The 25,572-nt window shown below is 42.6% G+C and carries 16 protein-coding genes; 2 read left to right on the top strand and 14 right to left on the bottom strand.

The window, feature by feature from the left end; all coding sequences use genetic code 11:
- Both tnpA and BMZ28_RS08755 read right to left on the bottom strand, forming a co-directional pair.
- Positions 1-206, bottom strand: a 206-nt coding sequence (gene tnpA / locus BMZ28_RS08760; protein WP_139211632.1) for an IS200/IS605 family transposase, incomplete at its 3' end; no start/stop codon positions are given.
- Between the two features lie 200 nt (positions 207-406).
- Positions 407-1,294: a nucleoside-specific channel-forming protein Tsx gene (locus BMZ28_RS08755; RefSeq protein ID WP_074822431.1), complete on the bottom strand. Its 888-nt coding sequence runs from the start codon at positions 1,292-1,294 to the stop codon at positions 407-409.
- Positions 1,295-2,421: 1,127 nt separating this feature from the next.
- On the opposite strand from BMZ28_RS08755, the gene BMZ28_RS08750 reads away from it, so the two are divergent.
- On the top strand, positions 2,422-4,671 hold the full coding sequence (locus BMZ28_RS08750) for an autotransporter outer membrane beta-barrel domain-containing protein (protein ID WP_074822428.1): 2,250 nt from the start codon (positions 2,422-2,424) through the stop codon (positions 4,669-4,671).
- A 103-nt stretch (positions 4,672-4,774) separates the two neighbouring features.
- Here the strand turns inward: BMZ28_RS08750 and BMZ28_RS08745 are convergent, their stop codons facing one another.
- From BMZ28_RS08745 to BMZ28_RS08710, 8 genes are all read right to left on the bottom strand, one after another.
- Positions 4,775-5,392 carry a CatB-related O-acetyltransferase gene (locus BMZ28_RS08745; protein ID WP_047781063.1) on the bottom strand — a complete coding sequence of 206 codons (618 nt, stop codon included), beginning with the start codon at positions 5,390-5,392 and terminating at the stop codon, positions 4,775-4,777.
- A gap of 382 nt (positions 5,393-5,774) precedes the next feature.
- Positions 5,775-6,266, bottom strand: coding sequence for a DUF1097 domain-containing protein (locus BMZ28_RS08740; protein WP_047781064.1), 492 nt, complete (start codon positions 6,264-6,266; stop codon positions 5,775-5,777).
- Between the two features lie 536 nt (positions 6,267-6,802).
- Positions 6,803-7,177: a DUF1801 domain-containing protein gene (locus BMZ28_RS08735; RefSeq protein ID WP_074822425.1), complete on the bottom strand. Its 375-nt coding sequence runs from the start codon at positions 7,175-7,177 to the stop codon at positions 6,803-6,805.
- Positions 7,178-7,245: 68 nt separating this feature from the next.
- Complete coding sequence (locus BMZ28_RS08730; protein ID WP_074822421.1) at positions 7,246-7,779, bottom strand: cytochrome b; 534 nt, start codon at positions 7,777-7,779, stop codon at positions 7,246-7,248.
- Positions 7,780-7,935: 156 nt separating this feature from the next.
- Positions 7,936-10,758, bottom strand: a complete 2,823-nt coding sequence (locus BMZ28_RS08725; protein WP_083399664.1) for an autotransporter outer membrane beta-barrel domain-containing protein — start codon at positions 10,756-10,758, stop codon at positions 7,936-7,938.
- Between the two features lie 626 nt (positions 10,759-11,384).
- The gene (locus tag BMZ28_RS08720) at positions 11,385-14,207 is read right to left on the bottom strand and encodes an autotransporter outer membrane beta-barrel domain-containing protein (RefSeq protein WP_083399663.1); all 2,823 of its coding nucleotides are present in this window, start codon (positions 14,205-14,207) and stop codon (positions 11,385-11,387) included.
- 628 nt (positions 14,208-14,835) lie between these two features.
- Positions 14,836-17,700 (bottom strand): autotransporter outer membrane beta-barrel domain-containing protein, encoded by a 2,865-nt coding sequence (locus BMZ28_RS08715; protein WP_083399662.1) that lies wholly within the window; start codon positions 17,698-17,700, stop codon positions 14,836-14,838.
- Between the two features lie 526 nt (positions 17,701-18,226).
- Positions 18,227-19,687, bottom strand: a complete 1,461-nt coding sequence (locus tag BMZ28_RS08710) for an AMP nucleosidase (RefSeq protein WP_047781067.1) — start codon at positions 19,685-19,687, stop codon at positions 18,227-18,229.
- A gap of 224 nt (positions 19,688-19,911) precedes the next feature.
- Here BMZ28_RS08710 and BMZ28_RS08705 point away from each other — a divergent pair, with 224 nt between their 5' ends.
- Positions 19,912-20,817, top strand: coding sequence for an EamA family transporter (locus BMZ28_RS08705; RefSeq protein WP_047781068.1), 906 nt, complete (start codon positions 19,912-19,914; stop codon positions 20,815-20,817).
- A gap of 90 nt (positions 20,818-20,907) precedes the next feature.
- Here the strand turns inward: BMZ28_RS08705 and fghA are convergent, their stop codons facing one another.
- The 4 genes from fghA to olsF all read right to left on the bottom strand — a co-directional run bounded on the left by fghA (position 20,908) and on the right by olsF (position 25,552).
- On the bottom strand, positions 20,908-21,756 hold the full coding sequence (fghA, locus tag BMZ28_RS08700; protein WP_074822418.1) for an S-formylglutathione hydrolase: 849 nt from the start codon (positions 21,754-21,756) through the stop codon (positions 20,908-20,910).
- A gap of 495 nt (positions 21,757-22,251) precedes the next feature.
- Complete coding sequence (locus tag BMZ28_RS08695; RefSeq protein WP_047781070.1) at positions 22,252-23,370, bottom strand: S-(hydroxymethyl)glutathione dehydrogenase/class III alcohol dehydrogenase; 1,119 nt, start codon at positions 23,368-23,370, stop codon at positions 22,252-22,254.
- Between the two features lie 20 nt (positions 23,371-23,390).
- Complete coding sequence (locus BMZ28_RS08690) at positions 23,391-23,666, bottom strand: metal-sensing transcriptional repressor (RefSeq protein WP_047781071.1); 276 nt, start codon at positions 23,664-23,666, stop codon at positions 23,391-23,393.
- 167 nt (positions 23,667-23,833) lie between these two features.
- Positions 23,834-25,552: a bifunctional ornithine lipid synthase OlsF gene (gene olsF, locus BMZ28_RS08685; RefSeq protein WP_074822415.1), complete on the bottom strand. Its 1,719-nt coding sequence runs from the start codon at positions 25,550-25,552 to the stop codon at positions 23,834-23,836.
- Positions 25,553-25,572: the final 20 nt, after the last annotated feature.

The following is a 25,572-nucleotide window of genomic DNA, read 5'->3' as shown; positions in this document are numbered from 1 at the left end:
GGGATCTTGACTAATAAATGAACGTGATCTAATTGAACATTTAATTCCACTATTTCTATATGGAGCTGTTCACTCAAAATTCTTATTTGTCTGTACACCTCTTTCCCTACATTATTTTTCAATATTCGGAATCGGCATTTGGGCGTCCAGACTATATGGTATTGACAATGCCATAGCACATGCGATGCTTTTTCGAATCTACTCATGGTTAAATCCTTATCAGTTATGGGGATAACAGATTCGGATTTTCCCATGAGTAGCCTTACTGGCAGAGCCTAAAGTCGATAACCACGTCCATAGGACGTGGTATTCAGTTAGAAATAAAAATAGCGGCAAATATTTGCCGCTATCTTTATGACGATGTGTTCCACACAGAATAACCCACCGAACAACATGGGCTAAACCGCTAAAAATTATAGCCCGCGATCAGGTAGTAGCCCCACCCTGTGGTTTCAGTGCTAAAGTTACCGTTACCAAAATTCAATTCCGTGCCATCTTTCCACTGTCCGCCATTATGAAAATATCGAGCAACCACAGCATAATGCAAACGATCGTAATTTAGCGCCAAAATATGGCTTGAAGCGATGGCGTTGTTACTTCTTACTCTCTTACCATTTAAGCTATTGCCTGACTTATCCCCTAAATCGGACCCCCAATCAAAATTGGTATAACCGATGTAAGCGAGATCACCGCCCAATACGCGGCTTATCGGAGCAAAGTATTTAATCTTAAAACGATAACCATCCCATGAGTTCTCATTCTGCGCCCCATAGTTTTGCCACTGATACTTGGCATACACGTTTGCCGCCAGCGAGAATGGCAACCCCGTATCAATATCAGTACCCAGCCCCATATACCAAGTACTTTGTCTTGCTGCACTATTTTTTCCCGTATCAAAAATATAGTTATTAGCAAAATAGAAATCTTTAAATGGCCCTACTTTCAATGCTGAATTTGTTATGCCACTCAGAGAAAATCGGGGTTCGATTTCCATAAAAATTGGCGAACCATTATCCCAAATACCAACATCCGTGGTATTACCCACGCCAAACGTTTTAGGAACGTCAATGTAACCGTAGAAGTCAATTAAATCAGTTTTGGCATAGGCTTCATATTCTAAATACAGGTCATTATTCTTAATTGGACCAAATCGAGTATTATAACTCCCTACGATATTAATGCTTTGATGCCACCAATCGGACAGATACATGGATTGGTGTGCTTCATTTGCGCTGCTCTGATGAATAGAACCCATCGCTAAAATAGTACAAGAAATTTTTATAATAGACTTCATAGAACCCCTTTATTTAAACATTTCTTAATAATAACTTACCCTATTAAGAATATTTTAAATATGATATTGAAGTATCAATTTCCCTGTACACTTCACCATCATTATTTTCATTATCACCATGATTTTTATTGACAATTTTAATTATGACTACCTATTCGATTTTATATCTACTACCTAATCAGTACATATAAGATTACTCATTTAACAGGATAAGATAGGATATTGCAGCTGGTAATATTACTAGAAATATCAAAATTGTATATAATGAATGAAAAATTAATACCTATTAAAGCAATTAATTATGGATAGATTTTAACCATATTATGTAGGTTTAATATGATGAAATTTTTTATTACCGATAACATTTATGATTTTTAACATGATAAGTATAGACTTAAAGGCAATTAGCTTAATATTTATACATATTAAGATTGGATTCCAGCCGAACAAGGTGAACGCTATATCGTAATCACCTTAGTATCAATCATTGGCAACTTTATGCTTTAACTCAATTTAGCTGTATAAGATACCATGTTGATAGAATCATCAAAAATGTTGCCTTTTATTTAATTAATTCAAAATAAATACAACCAATGATAAATAAAAAACAAAATGATAAAAGATAATGAAAAAATTAATTTTGTTGCTATTAAAAATAAATAAAACCACCTCTTTAAAAAAAACAATAAATACATAAATCCAAAAATAAACCGATAGAAAAAAACAATTAAAAATAAGTTATTGATTGCTAATAACGATTTATTAATTTATTGCATAATATGTATTATGCTAACGCATTAAGGATTTTTTAAAATATTCAAGGAGGAGTAATCCCAATGATCACTTAAATAAACCCCACACATATAAAGCTTATTCCCAACAAGCTCATGGTATTTTTATCACTTTAAAATCAATAAAATACAATCAACACCGGTTCCGTAATAAGTTTTAAAATACCCATCAAGCCATGACTATGGAAAATATCTGGCTAGCATTTTTTTACACGGCAAGATTAATTTTTTTAATAACCAAAACAAACAACTCTTTAATATCATGATTTCAATATGAAATATTATTAGAGTTAACTTTTTAATGTCATTTATTAAAATATATCTGAGTATATTACTATGAACGAAAAGTTATCCAAAAAAAATGAAACTCGTTTAAATAAACATTCAAGCTTTGCCGGTTATATGTTTATAGCCGCAGTAACAGCCCCCTTTTCTACCGCTAATGCTATAGAAGTTATCGGGATAGCCGCGACTCAAGACGATAGTACTAACATGCAACAAAGTATTGATAACAGAACTTGGTCAATGCCTAGCGGCGTGGTTGGCCATGATTTGATATTAAACAATGGTCATCGTATGTCTATTAGCGCTGACGGATATGACGAAAATGATACCTGGATTCGCGGCCAGCTTCATAATACTAAGATTAGCGCTGGCTCCTCAGTTTCACTAGATGGTGCCGATGCCTACAACACAGAAGTCATGTCAGCAACGCTGAATATCTCCTCCCTCTCTGACGGTAGAAATAAAAAATGGTATATCGCCGGCACCGCAACCGATACCACGGTATCGGGTACCGATGCCCAACAAGGTATTCTTGACGTCGATTATGCGGGTTACGCGAACAACAGTATTATTAATGAAAATGGCTGGATGAAACTATCCTTTAATCAAGGATGGGATGAAGCAAGAGGCACAATATCCGGTTTAGGTCTTAAAGCCGCTCAGGCTGATAATACCACTATCAATCATGGCGCCATTTTATCCGTCTATCGAGGCGGAATAATTAAAGATACCGTAGTCAATAGCGGTGGTATCGCTTATCTGAATGAAGGCGCTTCATCTATAGGCTCTTTTGATGTTTATGGCGATGGTTTCGTACGTCTAAGTAGTGCTCGTCGATATAATAATATCGGTGCCACATTTAATGCGGCCAACGCCGAACATATTGGTTTACATGATGTAAATAGTCAGTTGCAACTAATCCGGGGACAAGATACGCCTGGAGATGGACGCTATATCAACATTGGACAACTACTAAATAATGGTGCAGTGACATTTAAAAATGCAGACAACGTAACAGGATATCTACAGGCCAATATCAAAGAGCTGTCTGGTCATGGCGTCTTCAATATGCGTGTCGGTGGTATGAAAGGCGATTTTTTAAATATTACCGATACCGTCAATGGTAAATTCATCGTCAATGTGGCAGATACTGGCGATGAGCTCAATTCGGATAGTGAAGGCTATTATTTAATTCATGGTGAAGGCAGTGCCAATGATAGCTTTACTCTGGCTAACGGTGCCGTTGATTTAGGGGCGTATCAGTATTATTTAAATCAAGACACCACCAATCCTGACGACTGGGTTTTAAGTACCTCTAAGCCAAAGCCCGATCCTGAACCGAATAAAAAACCAGAATCAAATGAAAAGCCTGACCCTAAACCACCCATTTCAGGTAATACTTATGGCGTAATCGCTCTGGCGAATACGGTACCCAATGTATGGGATGCTGAGCTAACCACACTACGCACGCGCATGGGAGACATACACACGAGAAATAGCAACGATGGTGGTGCGTGGGGCAAGATCATCAATAGTCGCTATAAGATCAATAATTTTGTGGCTTACAAACAAGACACCACAGGTGTTGTACTCGGTGGTGATAAAAGCATTCAACAGGATGCGGCGAATATTTTAGTCGGCAGCATGATGTCGTATTCACGTTCAGACATTGACTATAACCGCGGTGGCGATGGTCATGTTGATAGCTATGCCTTAGGTTTATATGGAACCTATTTATGGGATAATGGTTACTATATTGATGGGGTGTTAAAAGCTAACCGTTTTAGTCTCAAAAATAATGTGAAAACCGTTCAAGGCTCCCGAGCAACAGGTAAAGATACCCTGTATGGTATCGGCGCGTCGATTGAAGGCGGCCGCCATATTAAATTGAACCAGTACTTTATTGAACCCTACACTCAACTCTCAGTATTTCAAGCTCAAAGCTCAGACTATACGCTAAGCAATAATCTTAAAGCTAAGGCCGAAGGAGCGAAGTCATTAAAAGCAGAGCTGGGTACGACCTTAGGGGCTAGTTTTGAATCCCAAAGCAAGACCGTCTTTAAACCCTATGCTCGTTTTGCAGTGAGTCACGAATTTGCAGATAAAAATAAGGTGACCATCAACCAAACTGAGGATTTCCGTAATGATAATTCAGGTACAGTGATGAAATATGGTGTTGGTGTCAGTATAAACTTCAATAATCAGTGGTCAGCCTTTACCGAATTAAATTACGCTAAAGCCAATGACGGACATATGGAAATGCCATTGAGTGAACAAATAGGCGTACAGTATCAGTTTTAGCCAATTCGCTTAACAACGTAAAAATCTATAGATAATTTGCATAACATACCGTGATATAACCTATTGTTATATCACGGTATGAATAATTTGCTCAGTGAATAGATTACGCTAGCTCTGCTTCCAGTGCAGAAATATCAGCAGAACTGAGTAACGGAATTAATCTCTTTAACTCTTCATCCGATCTTTCATAGAGAGCGAGTTTCAGGACTCTGGTTACCATCTCTTCTGGAAAACGGTACTTAATCAAGCGAGCTGGATTGCCACCAACAACAGCATAAGGGGGAACATCTTTTGTCACTACGCTTCCCGCAGCGATCACAGCGCCCTCACCAACCACAACCCCTGGCATCAAAATACAACGTATTCCCAGCCAGCATCCGTCGTTCAGTACTGTATCCCCTCGAGGTTGATATGTGGTATTTAACGTCTCAACAAAGGGATAAAGACTGATAAAGTCAATACAGTGGGTATGATTGCCACCCATGAGAATAACGGATTCAGCACCGATGCAAACATAATCACCAATGATGAGCTTATCGATATGGCCAAGGGGTTCCCATTCCTGACTGACCTTATCTCCATGGAGATAACGCACAACCGACTGTTCAAACCCGCGATCCCAACAATCACTATAGTAACTATGCTGACCTTTAATCAGAATATTGGGATTCGTTACCGAAAGATGGAGATACTCCACTCTTGACCAATGTTTATCTTGCATGACTAACTTCCTTTCAATATAGAGAAAGCCACGGAACGATTTAAATTCGTGGCAGTGATTATACGTTCAGATAATCACTGCATTTAGCGATGCGCGGATGAAGCAACAAAGGACAAACAACAAAAAATAGATTCATTAAAACACCTCGCAACAGATGTTAAGTCAATGAGTTCGGATGTTCAACCCACAAACGACTTAACCGCTTTATTTCATATCACATATCGATAGGTTGCCCCAATTTGCCCTTACGCTGAACGATGGACTTGTGCCCCATATAGTAAGTGATGTCAATTGACAGTCAGATCATTCCATAAATTTATAACGTGCTGTTGCGTTTCACATACCATTTCATTACCGGAAGTGTGCACACATTACCGGTATATCAACCGATTTCTTGCTGCTCTTGCTTACGTTGTATTACTTGTTGTTTGCGTGCAGCCAACCACAGTCCACTATTTTTCATGGCATAACCGAATACCAGCCCCAGCAACAACGACGGTAAGACCAGTTGCCAGTTACCATTATCGGCAAAGGTTGCGCACGCTCCCATAAACGTTCCCGGCACAAATGCCAGCCAACGCTGCTTAGCCTGAAGGCACATTAAAAAGGCCACCACTCCCGTCACCATATAACCCAGGATTTCCCATTGAGGTTGCAGTGCACCACCATGAATAATCACCTGAGCCCAAAATACACCGCTGCACAAAGTGCACAGTGAAATAACTAAGCCACGTAATCCACCCTGTGGACAGGCAAAATAAGTCGTGCAGCCCATAAAGCCAGCCCAGCTTAATAAACCTAAACTCACCGCAACCCAGCCCCAAATTCCTGATAAAATCCCTGTCGTCAGCGCAATTGCAACGATTACATTCATAATCAAAATTCCCGCATTCAAAAACCTGCAATCAGTGATAACCCGACTTTTGCCCTGCCAGTCTCGTACTGATACCCATAATGTTATTATTATTACATTATTTGTGAAATGAATAACACCAAAGAAGATAAAAATATTGCAGCGCTTTTAATGCTGGTGGTGTTAGAACCGTTACAAAACGCGTTGTTGTCTAAATCCAAATAAGTGACAGTGTATCGTTTTATCTATAGATGTTGATACAAATCACCCAGAACGGTAATGCTGACTATCGTTTAAATGGCAATAAAGAAACAGACTCCTTCAAAGGAGATTGCTGAGCAAACGGCGTAGGAATAAGCCGAAGAGTTGGCAAACAACATAGCTTGTATTTGGATCTCGAGCTGGTTACTGGTGGATATCACTTCAGTTTTTAACCTGCTACCACCCTGTTAAAACCATTTAAAATGCGATAACACCGTATTGAGCTCAATACGGTGTTATTTTTTGGTCAATCGATAAAAGAGAACAGAACAAAAAATAACACGACAATTCTGCGGTTAGTTCTTCTTATTCAACTTATAGGTCAGCGACATTGCGATACATATTGCCAGTTCATCCATCGGTAAGTCCGCCTCAGGATCAAAAATAATGGCACGATTATTCGAGTAATCGAGATCCTGAAACAGCCCCCTGAAGGAATCAACCAACGTTGTTTGACAGTGAACAAAGAACGCGATGTGTGATTCACCAAAACGATCCAGCCGAATAGTGGTTCCTGATCCGGTTTCCTGAGTGAGGTAACTCGGTTGTGACCACTTCAAAGTTTCAGTAATTCGCCCAACGCCCTCCGTCTTAGAAGCAACATCAAAGATTAAATCTCGTATCGCCAGCAATGGACGTCGATATTTTTCAGGATAGGCATCGCACATCATTACGCTGAAAATCTTTCACAACTTAATATCCCTATTTTTACACTGGCACACATTACAGCATAAATAAATTATTTATCTCTGACGGGCATCATTCGCAAAAGCGTATTATCTTTTTGAATATAATGATGAAATAGTGATGCACAAGCATGTAATCCAATCAGAAAATAGCCAATATTTGCCCAGGTTTCATGAATCTCCTTGATGGTACTTTTTGTTACGTTATCTGGCGTCACGAAGCCAGGAATATTCATTCCCAGGAAAGTCCACTCTTTCCCTCCGTAAGCCATCAACAAGATCCCCAGAACAGGCAATGCCAGGAATGTAACATATAAAGCGACATGCATTAATTTAGCTAGCACAATTTGCCATACCGGAGGCGCAGGAATAATTACGGGATCGTGATAGCAACGTCGTAACACGATACGAATAACCATGACTATCCATACCAAGATTCCAAAATTATAGTGGCTCTCCCGCATAAATAGATATCCGGCGGAATTCTTGGGAAATATCCCTCTGAACTCCATAGCGACATAAGTCAGCACAAGCAGAATTAAAGTTAACCAATGCAGAAAAATTTGTAACCGTGAAAATCGCTTCATCGTTAAGGTCTCTGTAAACTCATTTTTTCCATGCTAATAAAAATAGCTTAAAAAATCCTTAACACGACCGAAAAATAATCGTAACAATATCTGGAATAGGAATATAAGATTTCCTGCCGCTTACACGGCAGGAAATAGAGTCAGGCAGGTTGATAATCAGAAACTAAAGCGATAGCCGCCATTGATTTGACGTTGGTCGAATTTATTACCAGTTGAACTGTCGGCACTTAAATAGAAAGTATGCTGTTTGGCTAATTGAGCGCTGACGCCCACACCGTTATTCCACCAGTTCCCTTTAAAGGTATGGTTTTCAGCCGAACCGTTTAAACGATAATCGACATCCCCTTCGAACTCACGCACGATGCCGGTTTTCAGGTAAACGTTAAAGGTGTTATCACCTTGGCTCAGCTCATAACCCAACAGTGTACTGGCGCGCCCAGTCATTGACTCATAGCTACCTAAATCAACCTTCAAACCGTTAGAAGCTACAATATTGCTGGCGCCCTGATGGCTATAGGTAAACTGCGCCTGAGGTTCAATATAGAAACCGTTACCCGGCTGATTCAAACTGAACTTCTGCCCGCTTTCCAGCGATACGCTGAAACCGTCAGCATTGCCATTACCACTAACTCGGTTATCCTGGGTATCTTTCACGTTAAAGCTGTTTTTCACATGGGTATATTTTGCTACCCCATCCAGATAAAAACGGTTATTGGCCAGATAGGTAGCATACAGACCTGCACTGTCGGATTTGGTGGAACCGTCCCCTGAGCGATAGTCTGGGCTACCGTGAGTTTGGCCCATAAACAGACCAACAAACAACGGTAGCTCTACTGAAATACGCTTATCCGCGCCTAACTGCATACCGCTATAGCTCATATCAAAACGGCTTAGCTTGCCGCCAGAGAAAGAATCAAACTTACCGGCAAAGCCTCTCAGCCACATATTGCCCTGTTCGCTATTCTGCCGTAGATCGCCCATCCGCTGTAATAGCGTTTGGGTTTCTGCATAGTTCATCAGATAACCCACGTTAAGGAAGTTAGCCCCAGCGTCGGCGGTGGTGGTAATGGGTAGATTCGGTTTATTGTCTTCTGGATCTGGGCCTGTGGTAGGTGGCACGGCACCAACCGCGTACAATTGCCAGTTATTGCCGTTTTTACGCACATCGTATAAATAACCACCTAGTTCGGTCTGTCCGATACTGGTAAAGTTTGCCTGACCGTCCTGCGTTTCAACCAACGTTAATACTTCATCTCCGGTGGTCGCCAAACTACCGCGGTTTAATACCGTTAACTGATGATCACCGGCGCTGGTTCCGCTCACGACCAATCGATCGCCGGAGTTATTAACGCCATGCCCGTCACCCACAATATCGGTACGCAGAACAAAATTGCCGTTGCCGCTTAAATCACCCACGGTTAATGTCGAGCCGAGTTTATCTTCACTAAAATCGACGGTGCTCTGATTCAACACCAATTTATCAACCGTGGAATCCGCGGTCATATTCCATTGACTATTGGTTAATGAAAGATTAATCACACCATTATTGGCCAAATCGTTCTGGGCTTTACCATGCCAGAGAGAGCCGGACTGCATATCCAGATCGGTAATACCTTGATAGGAAAGAACGCTGCCGTTGATGGTCATTTTACCGCTGGCATTCACCATCCCTCCGGTGAAAGAAAGCGTCGCCTCCCCATTAGAAATGGCTACCTCGTTTGAATCAGCCAGATTAATCACCGTATCACCGGTTAAATTAACTTTCCCATCCAAAACCGCTAAAATTCCAGAGGTGGAAGCGGTACCGTTGATGGTGAGATTATCACCGTTAAGCATCCCTTCAGACATCACTAATACGCCATATCCAGCGCCTTGACTGCTGTCGATATTAATATCGGTATAGGCTAGATTAGTCGTTGTACCAGAAAGCAGCGTTGCAACCCCCATTGGCGCATCGCCAGAGGAATATATAGTATTACGTTCCATCGCAGTTCCATGAAAATTGACTACCGTGGTTCCTCCACTACTACCAATATTCATGGCCGTCGCATTTTTTGCAGAGAGATGACTGTTGGCACCAATGTTTACTGTTGCCTCACCGGCTAAACCGAACGCAACAGAGCCGGAACCTTGAGTCGAAATAGTCAGCGCCTCGGCAGTAAACTCACCCTGCCCCGCAATGCCAAACGCATTATTACCCTCGGTCTCAATGGAACTGCCACTGCCTAAATCGATAGAGGTATATTTACCCATCGAGATCCCAGTAACATTATCCCCCTGAGTCATAATAGAGAGTTTTGACGCTTCAAATACAACGTTATCACTGATGTCCCCATTTGATAATCCAACGCCGACACTGCGACTCGCTTTAATCTGACTCCCTTCACCCAGATTAACTTTGGTTCCTGCACCGTCAATATAGATGCCTGCTCCCTGACTATCGATAGTCAATCTATTGGCATTGAGTGTTGAACCATTGCTCATTTTTATGCCGTAACCGAAGTCAGAGGAGTTATTATGCTCAATAGTGATATTACTGTCGGTTCCCAGATCAATCCGGTTTTGCGAGCCTTTAACTACAATACCGTTAGTTGACACTGAACCTTTAGCATGAATCGTTAATTTATCGGCGGTTAAAACGCCGTTATTTCCATTAATTTCAATGGCATTAATCGGACTATTACCTTCAGCAACAACCGTGACATCTTTTGCCAGATTAATATTGGCAATACCTTCACTGAGTATACCAACCAGAATATTTCCACTGGGAATACGATCGGCAATCAACCGATCGCCATTGTTTAATGTAATATTATCCGCAACCTGACTCCCAACATCTGCTGCTAAGACATGATAAGGCAACGCTAAAGCGCCTAGACTTAGCAGGCCGACAATCGTTAATTGTTGTTTTTTTATACTGCGGGAGGGTTTGACTGCGAAATTTTTATGAAATTCCTTTTGAAACAACATGCTATCCATTACTATCTATCCTTTAGATTCTATATTGATAGCTCCTCTCAATGGAGCTATTTACCTACTGACTTATCTTTAATAAAGATAAAATTAAAAATAATACTAAGATTATAAACAATCTCTATTAAAACCATTCTAATACCATTTAAAAAACCAATCAACAACACCTTAATAATTAATTTATCCAACTGAAAAACATACGTTTACGCCCAAGCAAAAGGATAACCAATTAGAGTTACATAAAGGGTTGGTGATTAATTAAACTCAATGAAAAATGCTGTTAACACTTAACGAAAACCAACAAAATCACTTATATTTCATATAATTATAGAATATCACCTTACTGTAAAAATCATCGGGAAAATCAAATCAACCATGAGGCCACTATATTTTCCATATTTATATAACAATGCCTTAAGCACATATTAATTTAAATAAATGCAACACGTTAGATATGAAAGAATTCTTTATATTTTAGTAATGGAAATAATAACCTATCTTCGCTGTTTATAGACGATATAAAAAAAATCAATCAACCGTTTCAGGTTGGATGAGGCAGATAGGGTTAGATTTATTGGTAGAATATCTCCTGCCGTTGATACGACAGGAGATACAGTCAGGCAAGTTGATAATCAGAAACTAAAGCGATAGCCGCCATTGATTTGACGTTGGTCGAATTTATTACCAGTTGAACTGTCGGCACTTAAATAGAAAGTATGCTGTTTGGCTAATTGAGCGCTGACGCCCACACCGTTATTCCACCAGTTCCCTTTAAAGGTATGGTTTTCAGCCGAACCATTTAAACGATAATCGACATCCCCTTCGAACTCACGCACGATGCCGGTTTTCAGGTAAACGTTAAAGGTGTTATCACCTTGGCTCAGCTCATAACCCAACAGTGTACTGGCGCGCCCGGTCATTGACTCATAGCTGCCTAAATCAACCTTCAAACCGTTAGAAGCTACAATATTGCTGGCGCCCTGATGGCTATAGGTAAACTGCGCCTGTGGCTCAATATAGAAACCGTTACCCGGCTGATTCAAACTGAACTTCTGCCCGCTTTCCAGCGATACACTGAAACCGTCAGAATTGCCATTACCGTTCACTCGGTTATCCTGAGTGTCTTTCACGTTAAAACTGTTTTTTATATGGGTATATTTTGCTACCCCATCCAGATAAAAACCGTTATTGGCCAGATAAGTGGCATACAAACCCGCACTGTCAGATTTAGTGGTACCTTCCCCTGAGCGATAGTCTGGGCTACCGTGAGTTTGGCCCATAAACAGACCAACAAACAACGGTAGCTCTGCTGAAATACGCTTATCCGCGCCTAACTGCATACCGCTATAGCTCATATCAAAACGGCTTAGCTTGCCGCCAGAGAAAGAATCAAACTTACCGGCAAAGCCTCTCAACCACATATTACCCCGATCGCTATTCTGCCGTAGATCGCCCATACGCTGTAATAAGGTTTGGGTTTCTGCATAATTCATCAGATAACCCACGTTAAGGAAGTTAGCCCCGGCATCAGCGGTGGTGGTAATCGGTGGATTCGGCTTATCTTCTGGGCCCGGATTTGGATCGGTTGTCGGCGGTACGGTTCCAACGGCATACATCTGCCAGTCATTGCCGTTTTTACGCACATCGTACAGATAACCACCCAACTCAGTTTGCCCGCTGCTGGTAAAGTTTGCCTGACCATCCTGCGTTTCAACCAGTGTTAATACTTCATCACCGGTGGTCGCCAAACTACCGCGGTTTAATACCGTTAACTGATGATCACCGGCGCTGGTTCCGCTCACGACCAATCGATCGCCGGAGTTATTAACACCATGCCCGTCACCCACAATATCGGTACGCAGAACAAAATTGCCGTTGCCGCTTAAATCACCCACGGTTAATGTCGAGCCGAGTTTATCTTCACTAAAATCGACAGTGCCCTGATTCAACACCAATTTATCAACCGTGGAATCCGCAGTCATATTCCACTGGCTATTGGTTAATGAAAGATTAATCATACCATTATTGGCCAGATCGTTCTGGGCTTTACCATGCCAGAGAGAGCCAGACTGCATGTCCAGATCGGTAGTACCTTGATAGGAAAGAACGCTGCCGTTGATGGTCATTTTACCGCTGGCATTAATCACCCCGCCCGTGAGAGAAGACGTTGCATCCCCATTAGCAATGGCTACTTCGTTCGAATCAGGCAGATTAATCACCGTATCACCGGTTAAATTAACTTTCCCATCCAAAAACGCAAAAATTCCGGTAGTGGAAGCGTTACCGTTGATGGTGAGATTATCACCGTTAAACGTCCCTTCAGACATGGCGATTACACCATATCCAGCCCCTTGACTACTGTCGATATTAATATCGGTATAAGCCAGATTGGCGGTTATGCCAGAAAGAAGCGTTGCAACCCCCGTTGGCGCCGCGCCGGAGGAATAAACGCTATTACGTTCCGTCGCCGACCCCCGAAAATTGACAACAGAGGTACCCATACTGCCAATGTTCATTCCCACACTATTCTTAGCAGAGATATGACTGTTGGCACCAATGTTTACTGTTGCCTCACCGGATAAACCGAAAGCTGAAGAGCCTAAACCCTGAGTCGAGATAGTCAATGCATCGGCAGTAAAATCACCCTGTGCCGAGATACCAAACGCATTTTTACCCTCGGTCTTAATGGAACTGCCGCTGCCTAAATCAGTAGAGGTATATTTACCTATCGAAATCCCAGCAACATTATCCCCCTGAGTCATAATGGAGAGTTTTGACGCTTCAAATACGATATTATCGCTGACGCTTCCATTACTTAGAACTACACCTGCCATACGATTGGCTTTAATCGTGCTCCCTTCACCCAGATTAACTTTGGTTCCCGCACCACTAACCATAATGCCCGCCACTTGACTGTCGATAGTCAATCTATTGGCATAGAGCGTCGACCCATTGGTAAGAGAGATGCCATAACCATTGCTAGAGGCATTGTTAATACCTACAGTGATATGGCTATCGGAGCCCAAATCAAGACGGTTGTTAGCACCAGTAACCATAATACCGGAGGTTACACTTGAGCCTTTGGCGTTAATCGTTAATCTATCGGCGGTTAAAACACCATTATTTCCCTTGAGCTCAATGGCATTAACCAGACTATTACCCTCGGCGATAATCGTGACATCTTTTGCCAGGTTAATATTGGCAATGCCTCCACTTGATATACCAACCAAGGTATTTGCAGCATTAGTATGATCGGCAATAATGCGGTCATCATTATTTAATATAATATTATCAGCAACCTGACTCCCGATATCTGCCGCTAAGACATGATAAGGCAACGCTAAAGCGCCTAGACTTAGCAGGCCGGCAATCGTTAATTGTTGTTTTTTTATACTGCGGGAAGGGTTAACTGCAAAATTTTCAATAAATTCCTTTTGAAACAACATACTATCCATTACTAGCTATCCTTTAAATTCTATATTGATAGCTCCTCTCAATGGAGCTATTTACCTACTGGTTTATCTTTAATAAAGATAAAATTAAAAATAACAATAACAATAAGATTATAAATAATCTCTATAGAAACCATTTTAATACCATTTAAAAAACGGATCAACAACGCCTTAAAAATAAACCTAATCCAATGAAAAACATATGTTTATAACCAGAGCGAGGAGATAACCCATTAGAGTTACACAGAGAAACCCTGATTAATAAAACTCAATGAAAATGCAATTAAACCCTAGTGAGAATCAATAAAATTACTTTGTTTTCATGCAAATACAAAATTTAACCTTAATATAAAAACCATCGAAAAATAAAATAAACCATAAGGCCATTATATTTTTGCATTCATACAACAATGCTTTCAGAGCTCATTAATTAAAATAAACGCAACGTGTTAGCATTAAATCAAATATTTATAATTTCATGATAAAAAAATGACCCATCTACGCTACTTATAGACGATATGAAAAAATCCAATCAACCGTTTCAGGCGGGATGAGACAGATAGGGTTAGATTTATTAGCGGATATCTCCTGCCGTTGATACGGCAGGAGATACTGTCAGGCAAGTTGAAAATCAGAAGCTAAAACGATAGCCGCCATTGATTTGACGCTGGTCGAATTTATGACCGGTTGAACTATCGGCACTTAGATAGAAAGTATGCTGTTTGGCTAATTGAGCGCTGACGCCCACGCCGTTATTCCACCAGTTCCCTTTAAAGGTATGGTTTTCAGCCGAACCGTTTAAACGATAATCGACATCCCCTTCGAACTCACGCACGATGCCGGTTTTCAGGTAAACGTTAAAGGTGTTATCACCTTGGCTCAGTTCATAACCCAATAGTGTACTGGCGCGCCCGGTCATCGACTCATAGCTGCCTAAGTCAATCTTCAAACCGTTAGAAGCTACAATATTGCTGGCGCCCTGATGGCTATAGGTAAACTGCGCCTGAGGTTCAATATAGAAACCGTTACCCGGCTGATTCAAACTGAACTTCTGCCCGCTTTCCAGCGATACGCTGAAACCGTCAGCATTGCCATTACCACTAACTCGGTTATCCTGGGTATCTTTCACGTTAAAGCTGTTTTTCACATGGGTATATTTTGCTACCCCATCCAGATAAAAACCGTTACTGGCCAGATAAGTGGTATACAGACCTGCACTGTCGGATTTAGTGGTACCGTCCCCTGAGCGATAATCCGGGCTACCGTGAGTTTGGCCCATAAACAGACCAACAAACAGCGGTAATTCAGCGGATAGACGTTTATCTGCGCCTAACTGCATACCGCTATAGCTCATATCAAAACGGCTTAACTTGCCACCAGAGAAAGAATCAAACTTACCGGCAAAACCTCTCAACCACATATTGCCCCGATCGCTATTCTGCCGTAGATCGCCCATACGCTGTAATAAGGTTTGGGTTTCTGCATAGTTCATCAGATAACCCACATTGAGGAAGTTAGCCCCAGCATCAGCGGTGGTGGTAATCGGTGGATTCGGCTTATCTTCTGGGTCTGGATCGAGTTTTGGATCAGTTTTCGGCGGTACGGCTCCAACGGCATACATCTGCCAGTCATTGCCGTTTTTACGCACATCGTACAGATAACCACCCAGCTCAGTCTGCCCGGTACTGGTAAAAGTGGCCTGACCGTCCTGAGTTTTAACCAACGTTAATACTTCATCACCGGTGGTCGCTAAACTACCACGGTTTAATACCGTTAACTGATGATTCCCCGCACTGGTACCGGCCACGATCAACCGATCGCCAGAGTTATTAACCCCATGACCATCACCGACAATATTGGTACGCAGAACAAAATGACCATTACCGCTTAAGTCGCCAACGGTTAAAAGTTTGTCGTCACTATTGCCGTTTCGGCTTAATCGTGTAACGGGCGAACCTGCGCTAAAATCAACGATACTCTGATTCAACACCAAATTATCAATCGTGGAATCTGCGGTCATATTCCACTGACTATCGGTTAATGAAAGATTAATCACACCATTATTGGCCAAATCGTTCTGGGCTTTACCATGCCAGAGAGAGCCGGACTGCATATCCAGATCGGTAGTACCTTGATAGGAAAGAACGCTGCCGTTGATGGTCATTTTACCGCTGGCATTCACCATCCCTCCGGTGAGAGAAAGCGTCGCCTCCCCATTAGAAATAGCTACCTCGTTTGGATCGGCCAGATTAATCGCCGTATCACCGGTTAAATTAACTTTTCCATCCGCAACAGCTAAAATTCCGGTGGTGGATGCGTTACCGTTGATGGTGAGATTATCGCCGTTAAACGTCCCTTTAGACATGGCGATTACGCCATATCCAGCACCTTGACTGCTATCGATATTAATATCGGTATAGGCCAAATTAAGCGTTGAGTTTGCAAAAAGCGTTGCAACCCCCGTTGGCGCAGCGCCGGTGGAATAAACGCTATTACGCTCCGTTACCGAACCCCGAAAATTAACAACAGAGGCACCACCTATACTACCAATGTTCATTCCGATAGAATCATTAGCGGAAATATGACTATTGGCACCAATGTTTACTGTTGACTCACCAACTACACCAAATGCAACAGAACCGGAACCTTGAGTCGAAATAGTCAGTGCATCGGCAGTAAATTCGCCCTGCGCCGCGATACCAATCGCATTTTTACCCTCGGTCTTAATGGAACTGCCGCTGCCTAAATCGGCAGAGGTATATTTACCCATCAAGATCCCAGAGATATTATCCCCCTGAGTCATAATGGAAAGTTTTGACGCTTCGAATATAATATTATCGCCAACGCCCCCATTATTTAGAATCACGCCTGCAGAACGATTGGCTTTAATCACGCTCCCTTCACCCAGATTAGCTTTAGTTCCAGCATCATTAAGAACAATGCCCGCCACTTGGCCGTCGATAGTCAATCTATTGGCATTGAGCGTAGAACCATTGGCAAGAGAAATACCATAACTATTGCCAGATACACTGTTACTACCTACAGTGATATGGCTATCAGAACCCAAATCAAGACGATTGTTGGCACCTGTAACCATAATACCGGAGGTTAAATTTGAGCCTTTGGCGTTAATCGTTAATCTATCGGCGGTTAAAACACCATTATTTCCCTGAATCTCAATGGCATTAACCAAGTTATTACCTTCAGCGGTAATCGTGACATCTTGCGCCAAATTAATATTGGCAGTACCTTTACTCAGTATTCCGGCCAATGTATTGGCAGCGTGAATATGATCGGCAATTATCCGGTCACCATTATTTAATACAATATTATCAGCAACCTGGCTCCCAAGATCGGCTGCCAATACATGATAAGGTAATGCTAAAACGCCTAAACTTATTAAGCTGGCGATAGTTAACCGTGTGTTTTTTACGCTGCGAGGGAATTTAATGACAAACTCTTTATGCACTTTATTTTGAAAAAATAAACTTTCCATTACTACCTTTCCTTTAATATTGACATTATCTATAAATGAAACTATTTACAAACTTAATTATATTTGTAAAAATAAAATAAAAGACAACACGAACATTATAGTCAATATTTATAAAAGTGATTCTTGTGTCATATAAAAATAAAAAATACACAGTAATAATTTAAATTCAATAAAAACATATAGTTATTGAGTTTTAATTTAGTGGTGTTATTTTAATTAAACAGAACGAAACGGTTTATTAAATTAAATAACGGTGTTGAAAAAATCGAAAAAACATCAACAAAAAAATAAAAGCCTTTGTTTTTCATTGAAATGAAAAAGAAATAGCATTAGGATTAAAACCAACAGATATAGAAAAATAAAGGTATATTTTATATTATTACTTTATCAAAATTGATATATAAATAGTCGTAATGAAATTCTAAAATAAACAACAAAACTATAAATAACTAATAGTAACTAAATTTTAGTCGATACAACCGATATGCATTATCGCGATATCGGTTGTATTAACACGAACAACAGACTAACGGAAAGGCGGTTCATTAAAAGTACGTAGCTTACGTGAATGTAGCTTATCGCCTTCAGCTCTTAGCAAATCAATAGCTTTAATGCCAATTTGTAGATGCTCTGAAATAGCACCTTCATAAAAGTGATTAGCCTGACCAGGTAACTTGATTTCTCCATGCAGCGGCTTATCAGAAACGCAAAGTAGCGTCCCGTAAGGCACGCGAAAACGGTAACCCTGCGCAGCAATGGTGGCACTTTCCATATCAACCGCCACCGCACGACTAAGACTAAAACGCAGTGCTGAAGCAGAAAAACGTAGTTCCCAGTTACGATCGTCCGAGGTTACGACAGTACCGGTACGTAACCGTTGCTTAACCTCTTCTCCCAACATCCCACTCACAGACTTGGTCGCGTCATACAGCGCCCGCTGAACTTCTGCAATACTGGGAATCGGAATATCCGGTGGTAATACCGTATCCAACACATGGTCGTCACGCAGGTAGGCATGTGCAAGAACGTAATCGCCAATCATCTGACTTTCTCGCAATCCCCCACAGTGACCAATCATCAGCCAAGCGTGAGGTCTAAGTACCGCAAGATGATCGCAGATGGTCTTGGCATTAGAAGGCCCAACGCCAATATTAACCAAGGTAATACCTTGCCCGCTGGCAGAAATAAGATGATAAGCCGGCATCTGGTGCTTCTTCCAGGCTAAATCGGAGGTGGTTTTTTTTGGGTCGGCATTCTCCGCAGTCAGGTAGCTTCCACCTGCGCACGAAAGTGCTACATAGGGTGAATCAGGATCGAGAATCTGTTCACAGGCCCAACTAACAAACTCATCAACATAACGACTGTAGTTAGTAAATAAAATATAAGGTTGAATATGCTCAGCGGGCGTACCGGTATAGTGCTTAAGACGAGCCAGAGAGAAATCGGTACGCAGTGCATCGAAGTGCGATAGTGGGAAAACGTCCTGAGTATTCTCTAATCCATCGGTGATGTCATCACGGATTTTTGCCAAATCAGTCGTTGGGAAATGTCGAGTGATACCAGCGCTCATTGTACGGTCCAGCGTAAGATCTGAGCCATCAATCACAAACGGATATGGCATTTCCTGCTGTGACGGTGTCACTTCAAAAGTCGCCCCATACTCCTTTTCTAACAGCGTTAACTGTTCTGTCAGGTACCGCCGGAATAACTGTGGTCGAGTGATGGTTGTGGCATATTGACCTACTCGAACAAATCGCCCATAGGCGCGAGTTCGCTGGTGGTTTTGTAAATTGCCGTCCCAGTTGACCCGTAACTGCGGATAAGTAAATAAACCGGCTGCCCGAGCCGCTTCATCAGGTAGTGAACCATCGCGAATAAAACAACTAATGGCATCTCGTAATGCAGCAAGAGCGCTATCATACAAAATGTCGAGTTTATCAAGGGCCTCAGCCGCGGTGAGATGAGATGCTGTTACTGATTGAGTCAAAATATCTCCTTAGAGAACCAGCGAAAACCAAATAACTTACTGTTACCAGCAATAATAGCCCAGGAACTAACCGAGTGTCATAAATCACTAATGATGTTCATCGCTATTGCTTTGTTACCTTCTTCGATAGTACTCAATAATTAGTTTACTTATTACTCTAACCTCAATATGTTAGAAAATTGTCAAAATAAAAAAACTAAAGTACCAAACGGAACAGGGTAATAATGAATACAAAAGATAAGCTGTTGGCGCTTTGCGTCGTGATCATCTGGGGCGTTAATTTTGTTGTTATCAAGTTCGGTTTGGACGGCGTACCGCCTTTTTTACTCGGTGGCTTACGCTTTTTATTTGTTCTGTTCCCCGCCATTCTATTTGTCCCCAGACCTAAAGTTCCGATGAAACTTCTGATCATGTATGGATTGGCGATGAACTTTGGTCAGTTTGCTTTTCTGTTTAGCGCTATAAAGCTAGGCATGCCGGCTGGCTTAGCCTCGCTGGTGCTTCAGTCCCAAGCCTTCTTTACGCTATTGTTATGCGCTCTGTTTTTCCGCGAGAAAATCAAGCTCAACCATCTACTGGGAATAACCGTCGCCGGCATTGGAATTACCGTTTTAGCGATGGGACAAGCATCTGCCGCTAATATTACCGCCATTGGCTTTATGCTAACGCTGTGTGCTGCACTATCATGGGCAAGCGGTAATGTAGTCAATAAACAAATTGGTCGTGTATCTCAGGGTGGGAGCGCGTTTAGCGTAGTTGTCTGGAGTGCTGCTATTCCTATCCTGCCGTTCTTTGCCTGTTCATATCTGTTTGAGGGAAGCGAAGCAATAACCCATAGCCTGATGAATCTCAATCTTAAAAGTGCCTTCTCTATCGCCTATCTGTCTTTTGCCGCCTCAATTTTGGGCTATTCTATCTGGGGTAATCTCTTGTCGCGTTACGAAACTTGGCGGGTGGCACCATTAACCTTATTAGTTCCCATTGTCGGACTGGCTACGGCTTGGATCATTTTGGGAGAAACCCTCTCGATAGCCCAAACCTCCGGAGCCGTTTTGGTTATGGTTGGCTTATTGATCAATATCTTCGGTGCACTCATCAAGCCAAGAAGGCCGCACTTTGCCAAAAAGTAACGGCGCGGACTCAATGATTAGGCACAATTGAGATCCCGATCATCAAATCCGCTCAAAGATACCTTTCCACGCCAGTATCTTCGATAACACCTAGGCGTTCAGTAAATATTGCTGATGGAAGGTCAAGTGTTCTTCAATAAAACTGGCAATAAAATAGTAGCTGTGATCGTAACCCGGCTGTATACGTAGCGTTAATGGATAGTTCACTTTTTCGGCGATCTCCACTAGCTTTTCAGGTTGTAACTGCTGCTGTAAAAAGGGATCTTCATCGCCTTGGTCAATCAGTACAGGCAATGCCGTGCCCTGATAATCTGCCATTAACTTACAGGCATCCCACTCCGACCATAAATCACGGTTATTTCCTAAGTAGGCCTGAAAGGCATTTTGTCCCCAAGGCACATCCATCGGATTAACAATGGGAGCAAAAGCCGATACCGATCTAAATTTATGCGGATTCTTTAATGCCATCACCAGCGCACCGTGCCCCCCCATCGAGTGACCGGCAATGGCGTGAGGGCCGGTAAATCCTAAAGACACCTGAACCAGGCTATACAGCTCTTCATTCAGGTAATCATACATTCGGTAATGAGCCGCCCAAGGCGTTTGCGTAGCATTAAGATAAAAACCTGCGCCTTGCCCTAAATCCCATTCTTTAACATCAGCGACTTCCGGCCCGCGCGGACTGGTATCCGGCATAATAATCGCCATACCTAAACGGGCAGCGGCCTGCTGTGCGCCAGCCTTAGTGGTAAAGTTTTCATCATTACAAGTCAAACCGGAAAGCCACCACAGTAAAGGTGGTGAGCTAAATTTCTTCTTATTAGGCAGAAACAGGCTAAATGTCATCTCACAATTCAACGTTGTTGAATAATGGCGATAGCGGTACTGGCAACCATCAAAAACTTTATGCTGCTCGAGAAGCGTTAATTCATGTGGCATATTTTAGCTCCAGAAAAACGTTAGGTTATGGTTAATGCTTGTCAGTTAAGCTTAATGACAGCGAAAGTTTCGTCCACTATCAGTGCAGAGCATCAATTAACGTTGGTGCACGTGGCCGAGCAGAGGGCGTTAGGCGAACGCCCTCTGCACTCCCACGCCTTCGCCCCCGAATCCAGGTCGCCGTTGGCGACTCCCCTCCGCCTTCGTTCGGGTTAACGCACCGGCGCTGATTCTGTTATTCGCCTTATTGCATAAGTCTCACCCTAACGGGCCAGCACAAGTGCTGTTCAAAATGGCTAACGCCATTTAGTCCGGAGAAGCAGCGCCTCGCCCATCATCCTTGATGGGCGTGCTCCCTCTCTCAGTTGTCGGCTGAATTCCAGCGCTCAATATAAAGGTCAAAAGAAAGGTCAAAAGATAAAACTCACCGATCGCATTTTCTTAACTGACAAGCATTAAGATTATGGCCGGTTTGTTATCGGCCACTATAGAGTTTTATTTATCGCCGAAATGAATTACGGTGCGAATTGACTTGCCTTCGTGCATTAAGTCAAACGCTTGATTAATCTGCTCCAAAGGCATGGTATGGGTAATAAATGGGTCGAGCTGAATATCCCCTTTCATCGCCTGCTCCACCATGCCCGGCAATTGGCTACGGCCTTTTACACCACCAAACGCAGAACCGCGCCAGACACGACCGGTAACCAGTTGGAATGGCCGAGTACGAATCTCCTGACCGGCACCAGCAACGCCGATAATCACGCTTTCTCCCCAGCCCTTATGACAACACTCAAGCGCTGAGCGCATCACATCAACATTACCGATACATTCAAAACTGTAATCTACGCCACCGTCGGTCATTTCGACGATCACATCCTGAATGGGCTTATCGTAATCTTTTGGATTGATGCAGTCTGTCGCCCCCATATCACGCGCCAGCTCAAATTTGTCCGCATTGATATCAATAGCGATGATTCTACCGGCTTTCGCCTGTACCGCCCCTTGAATCGCCGCCAGACCAATCCCACCCAGACCAAAAATCGCTACCGTATCACCGGGTTTAACTTTAGCCGTATTATGTACCGCACCGATACCTGTGGTAACGCCACAGCCCAATAGACACACCTTCTCCAGCGGAGCCTGAGGATTAATTTTGGCTAAAGATATTTCCGCAACCACGGTATATTCACTGAAGGTACTGGTTCCCATATAGTGGTAAATTGGCTGACCGTTATAAGAAAAACGCGTCGTTCCATCAGGCATCAGTCCTTTTCCCTGAGTCGCACGTACTGCCTGACACAGGTTGGTTTTTCCTGACAGACAGAACTTGCACTCACCACATTCTGCCGTATACAGCGGAATCACGTGATCTCCGGGTTTTAAGGTGGTTACCCCTTCACCAACCTCAACCACAATACCGCCGCCCTCGTGCCCCAGAACGGCCGGGAATACGCCTTCTGGATCGTCACCCGATAGGGTGAAAGCGTCAGTATGACAAACGCCGGTATGGGTAATACGCACCAAGACTTCCCCTTTTTTAGGAGGAGCAACATCAATTTCGACGATCTGTAACGGTTTACCGGCTTCAAAAGCCACGGCAGCACGAGATTTCATAAGATTTTCTCCAGTAACAACTACTTTAGATAAGAATTAATTAGGCCGGCTAGCTCATCAACTTTGGACAGTTGCGGATCTCCCGGTGGTAGCAATTCACGCAGTTCATCACGCAAATGGGTTTGCAAAATATCATTCATTAACCCATTGGCTGCACCGCGAAAAGAGGCTATTTGCTGTAATAACAGCTGGCATTCTTGACCTGACTCCAGCGCTTTTTCCAGCGCATCCACCTGCCCTTTAATTTTACGTATCCGCGTCAGGATACGCTTTTTATCTATTGCTTGATTTGGCATAAGGCTCACCGCACGAAATAGTATAGGGGGGTATAGTATATGGAACTATGGCAATGAGTTAAACAGACACTATCGCGATAAATTGAAATAAAGAGTCTCGCGGTTAATTTTGCGAGACGATGCGCAGATTTCGCATTGATTAAAAATAGGACATTACAAAGCGTTATCTAACTTGTAGATTCCGTCGGCTTTTGATGTACTGCGATGTAGCGCTGATAACGGGAAGGCTTCAACTGAGAGATATCCACCAGAACCAAACCATCTATGCTGTTAAAAGCGTCATCAATACCAAAATCGAGAAACTGCACTCCGCCCGGTTCACACAATTCAGCATACTGCTTATACAGTGTGGGAATGGAACACCCCAAATTCCCCAATAAACTTTTTAACTTCACCAGATCGTTAGCATAGTCCTTGCCGGAAAACTGAGCCAAAACTTGCGGTAATGATGGAGGATAAGGACTACGAGACGTAGCCGATGGATTTGGTTGCGAAAAGTAGAGACGATAAAAGGCCACCAATAGGTCTCGCCCAGCTTTTGGCATATCTCCGGAAATGGATACCGGGCCAAACAGGTAACGATACTGTGGATATTTAGCTAAATACGCGCCGATACCCAACCATAAATAATCCAGTCCTCGCTTACCCCAGTATTTCGGTTGAATAAAGCTGCGCCCCAACTCAATCCCTTGAGCCAATATGGGTTGCATACTGTCATCGTAATCAAAGAAAATATGGGTATAGATGCCCTCAATACCCTTTTCGCTGATTTGTTTGGCAGTAGCAATGAATCGATACGCCCCGACAATCTCCAATTCTGCATCGTCCCATAACACTAGATGACAATAGTCGTCGTCATATTTATCTAAATCTCGGCGACGTCCACTGCCTTCACCTACCGCGCGGAAAGCAATCTCACGCAGCCGTCCTAACTCTCGTAAAACAGGAGAATCAATATCTTCGCCACGCCGATAAAGATAGATTATTTTATTATCTGGTGTTATCCCTAATACTTCACATAACGTCAGCGCTTTTCTTAACTGTGTTCTATTTTCCGCCAAAGCTATAGGCGCCTCCGTTTCAAATAGCCCTTCTTTACCCTTAGCTAAACGATAAACGTGCTGACGAAAACGTTCAGCTAAAGCCTTATCGTCATATTGATGGCTATGCCAGCGATGAAATGAAATTCGCCGCCCTATTTTCAGCTTTAGTTGAGCATTCTGATGGGTGAATAACTCCCTCACTAATAACAGCGTTGACAGCGGTCGGTAAAATAGTGACGCCGTATAAAACAGGGCGCTGTTACGCGCTTGTATATGTACCGGCACAATAGGCGCATTGACCTTAGCCGCTAATCGCAAGAAACCGCTAAGCCATGGCCCATCCTGAATGCCTGTTAAGCTTAGGCGTGATACCTCTCCAGCAGGAAATATGATTAACGCGTGCTGATTGGTCAGATGTGTCATGACCTCATGAATCTGGCGGCGATGTGTGCGGTGATTAATATTATCTACGGAGATAAATAGACTGCGTAAGGGGTCAATATAAGAGAGCAGTGGCGTGGTCATCACTTTAACATCCGGACGAACCTTCGCCACTGTTTGTAGTAAAACCAATGCGTCTAATGAACCAATAGGATGATTAGCAACTAAGACCACCGGCCCTTGTGCTGGTATATTTTCTAAATCGCTATGGGAGAGTTCGCAGTGAATATTAAAATCATTAATCACCTGCTCGATTAAATCCAATCCTTTAAGATGCGGGTAATCATCAGCAATTTGCTGGAATGCTTTTTCATAAACTAACTTACGCAATAAATAGCGTTGCCAATCAGGAAATTTACGGTCTGGGTGAAGCGCTTGCAGCAAGGCATCCAAACTAAACATAACGAGATTTCCTTATGAAA

The sequence above is a fragment of the Pragia fontium DSM 5563 = ATCC 49100 genome, assembly GCF_900112475.1.
Taxonomy (GTDB): Bacteria; Pseudomonadota; Gammaproteobacteria; order Enterobacterales; family Enterobacteriaceae; genus Pragia; species Pragia fontium.
This window is presented reverse-complemented; position numbering and strand designations above follow the sequence as displayed.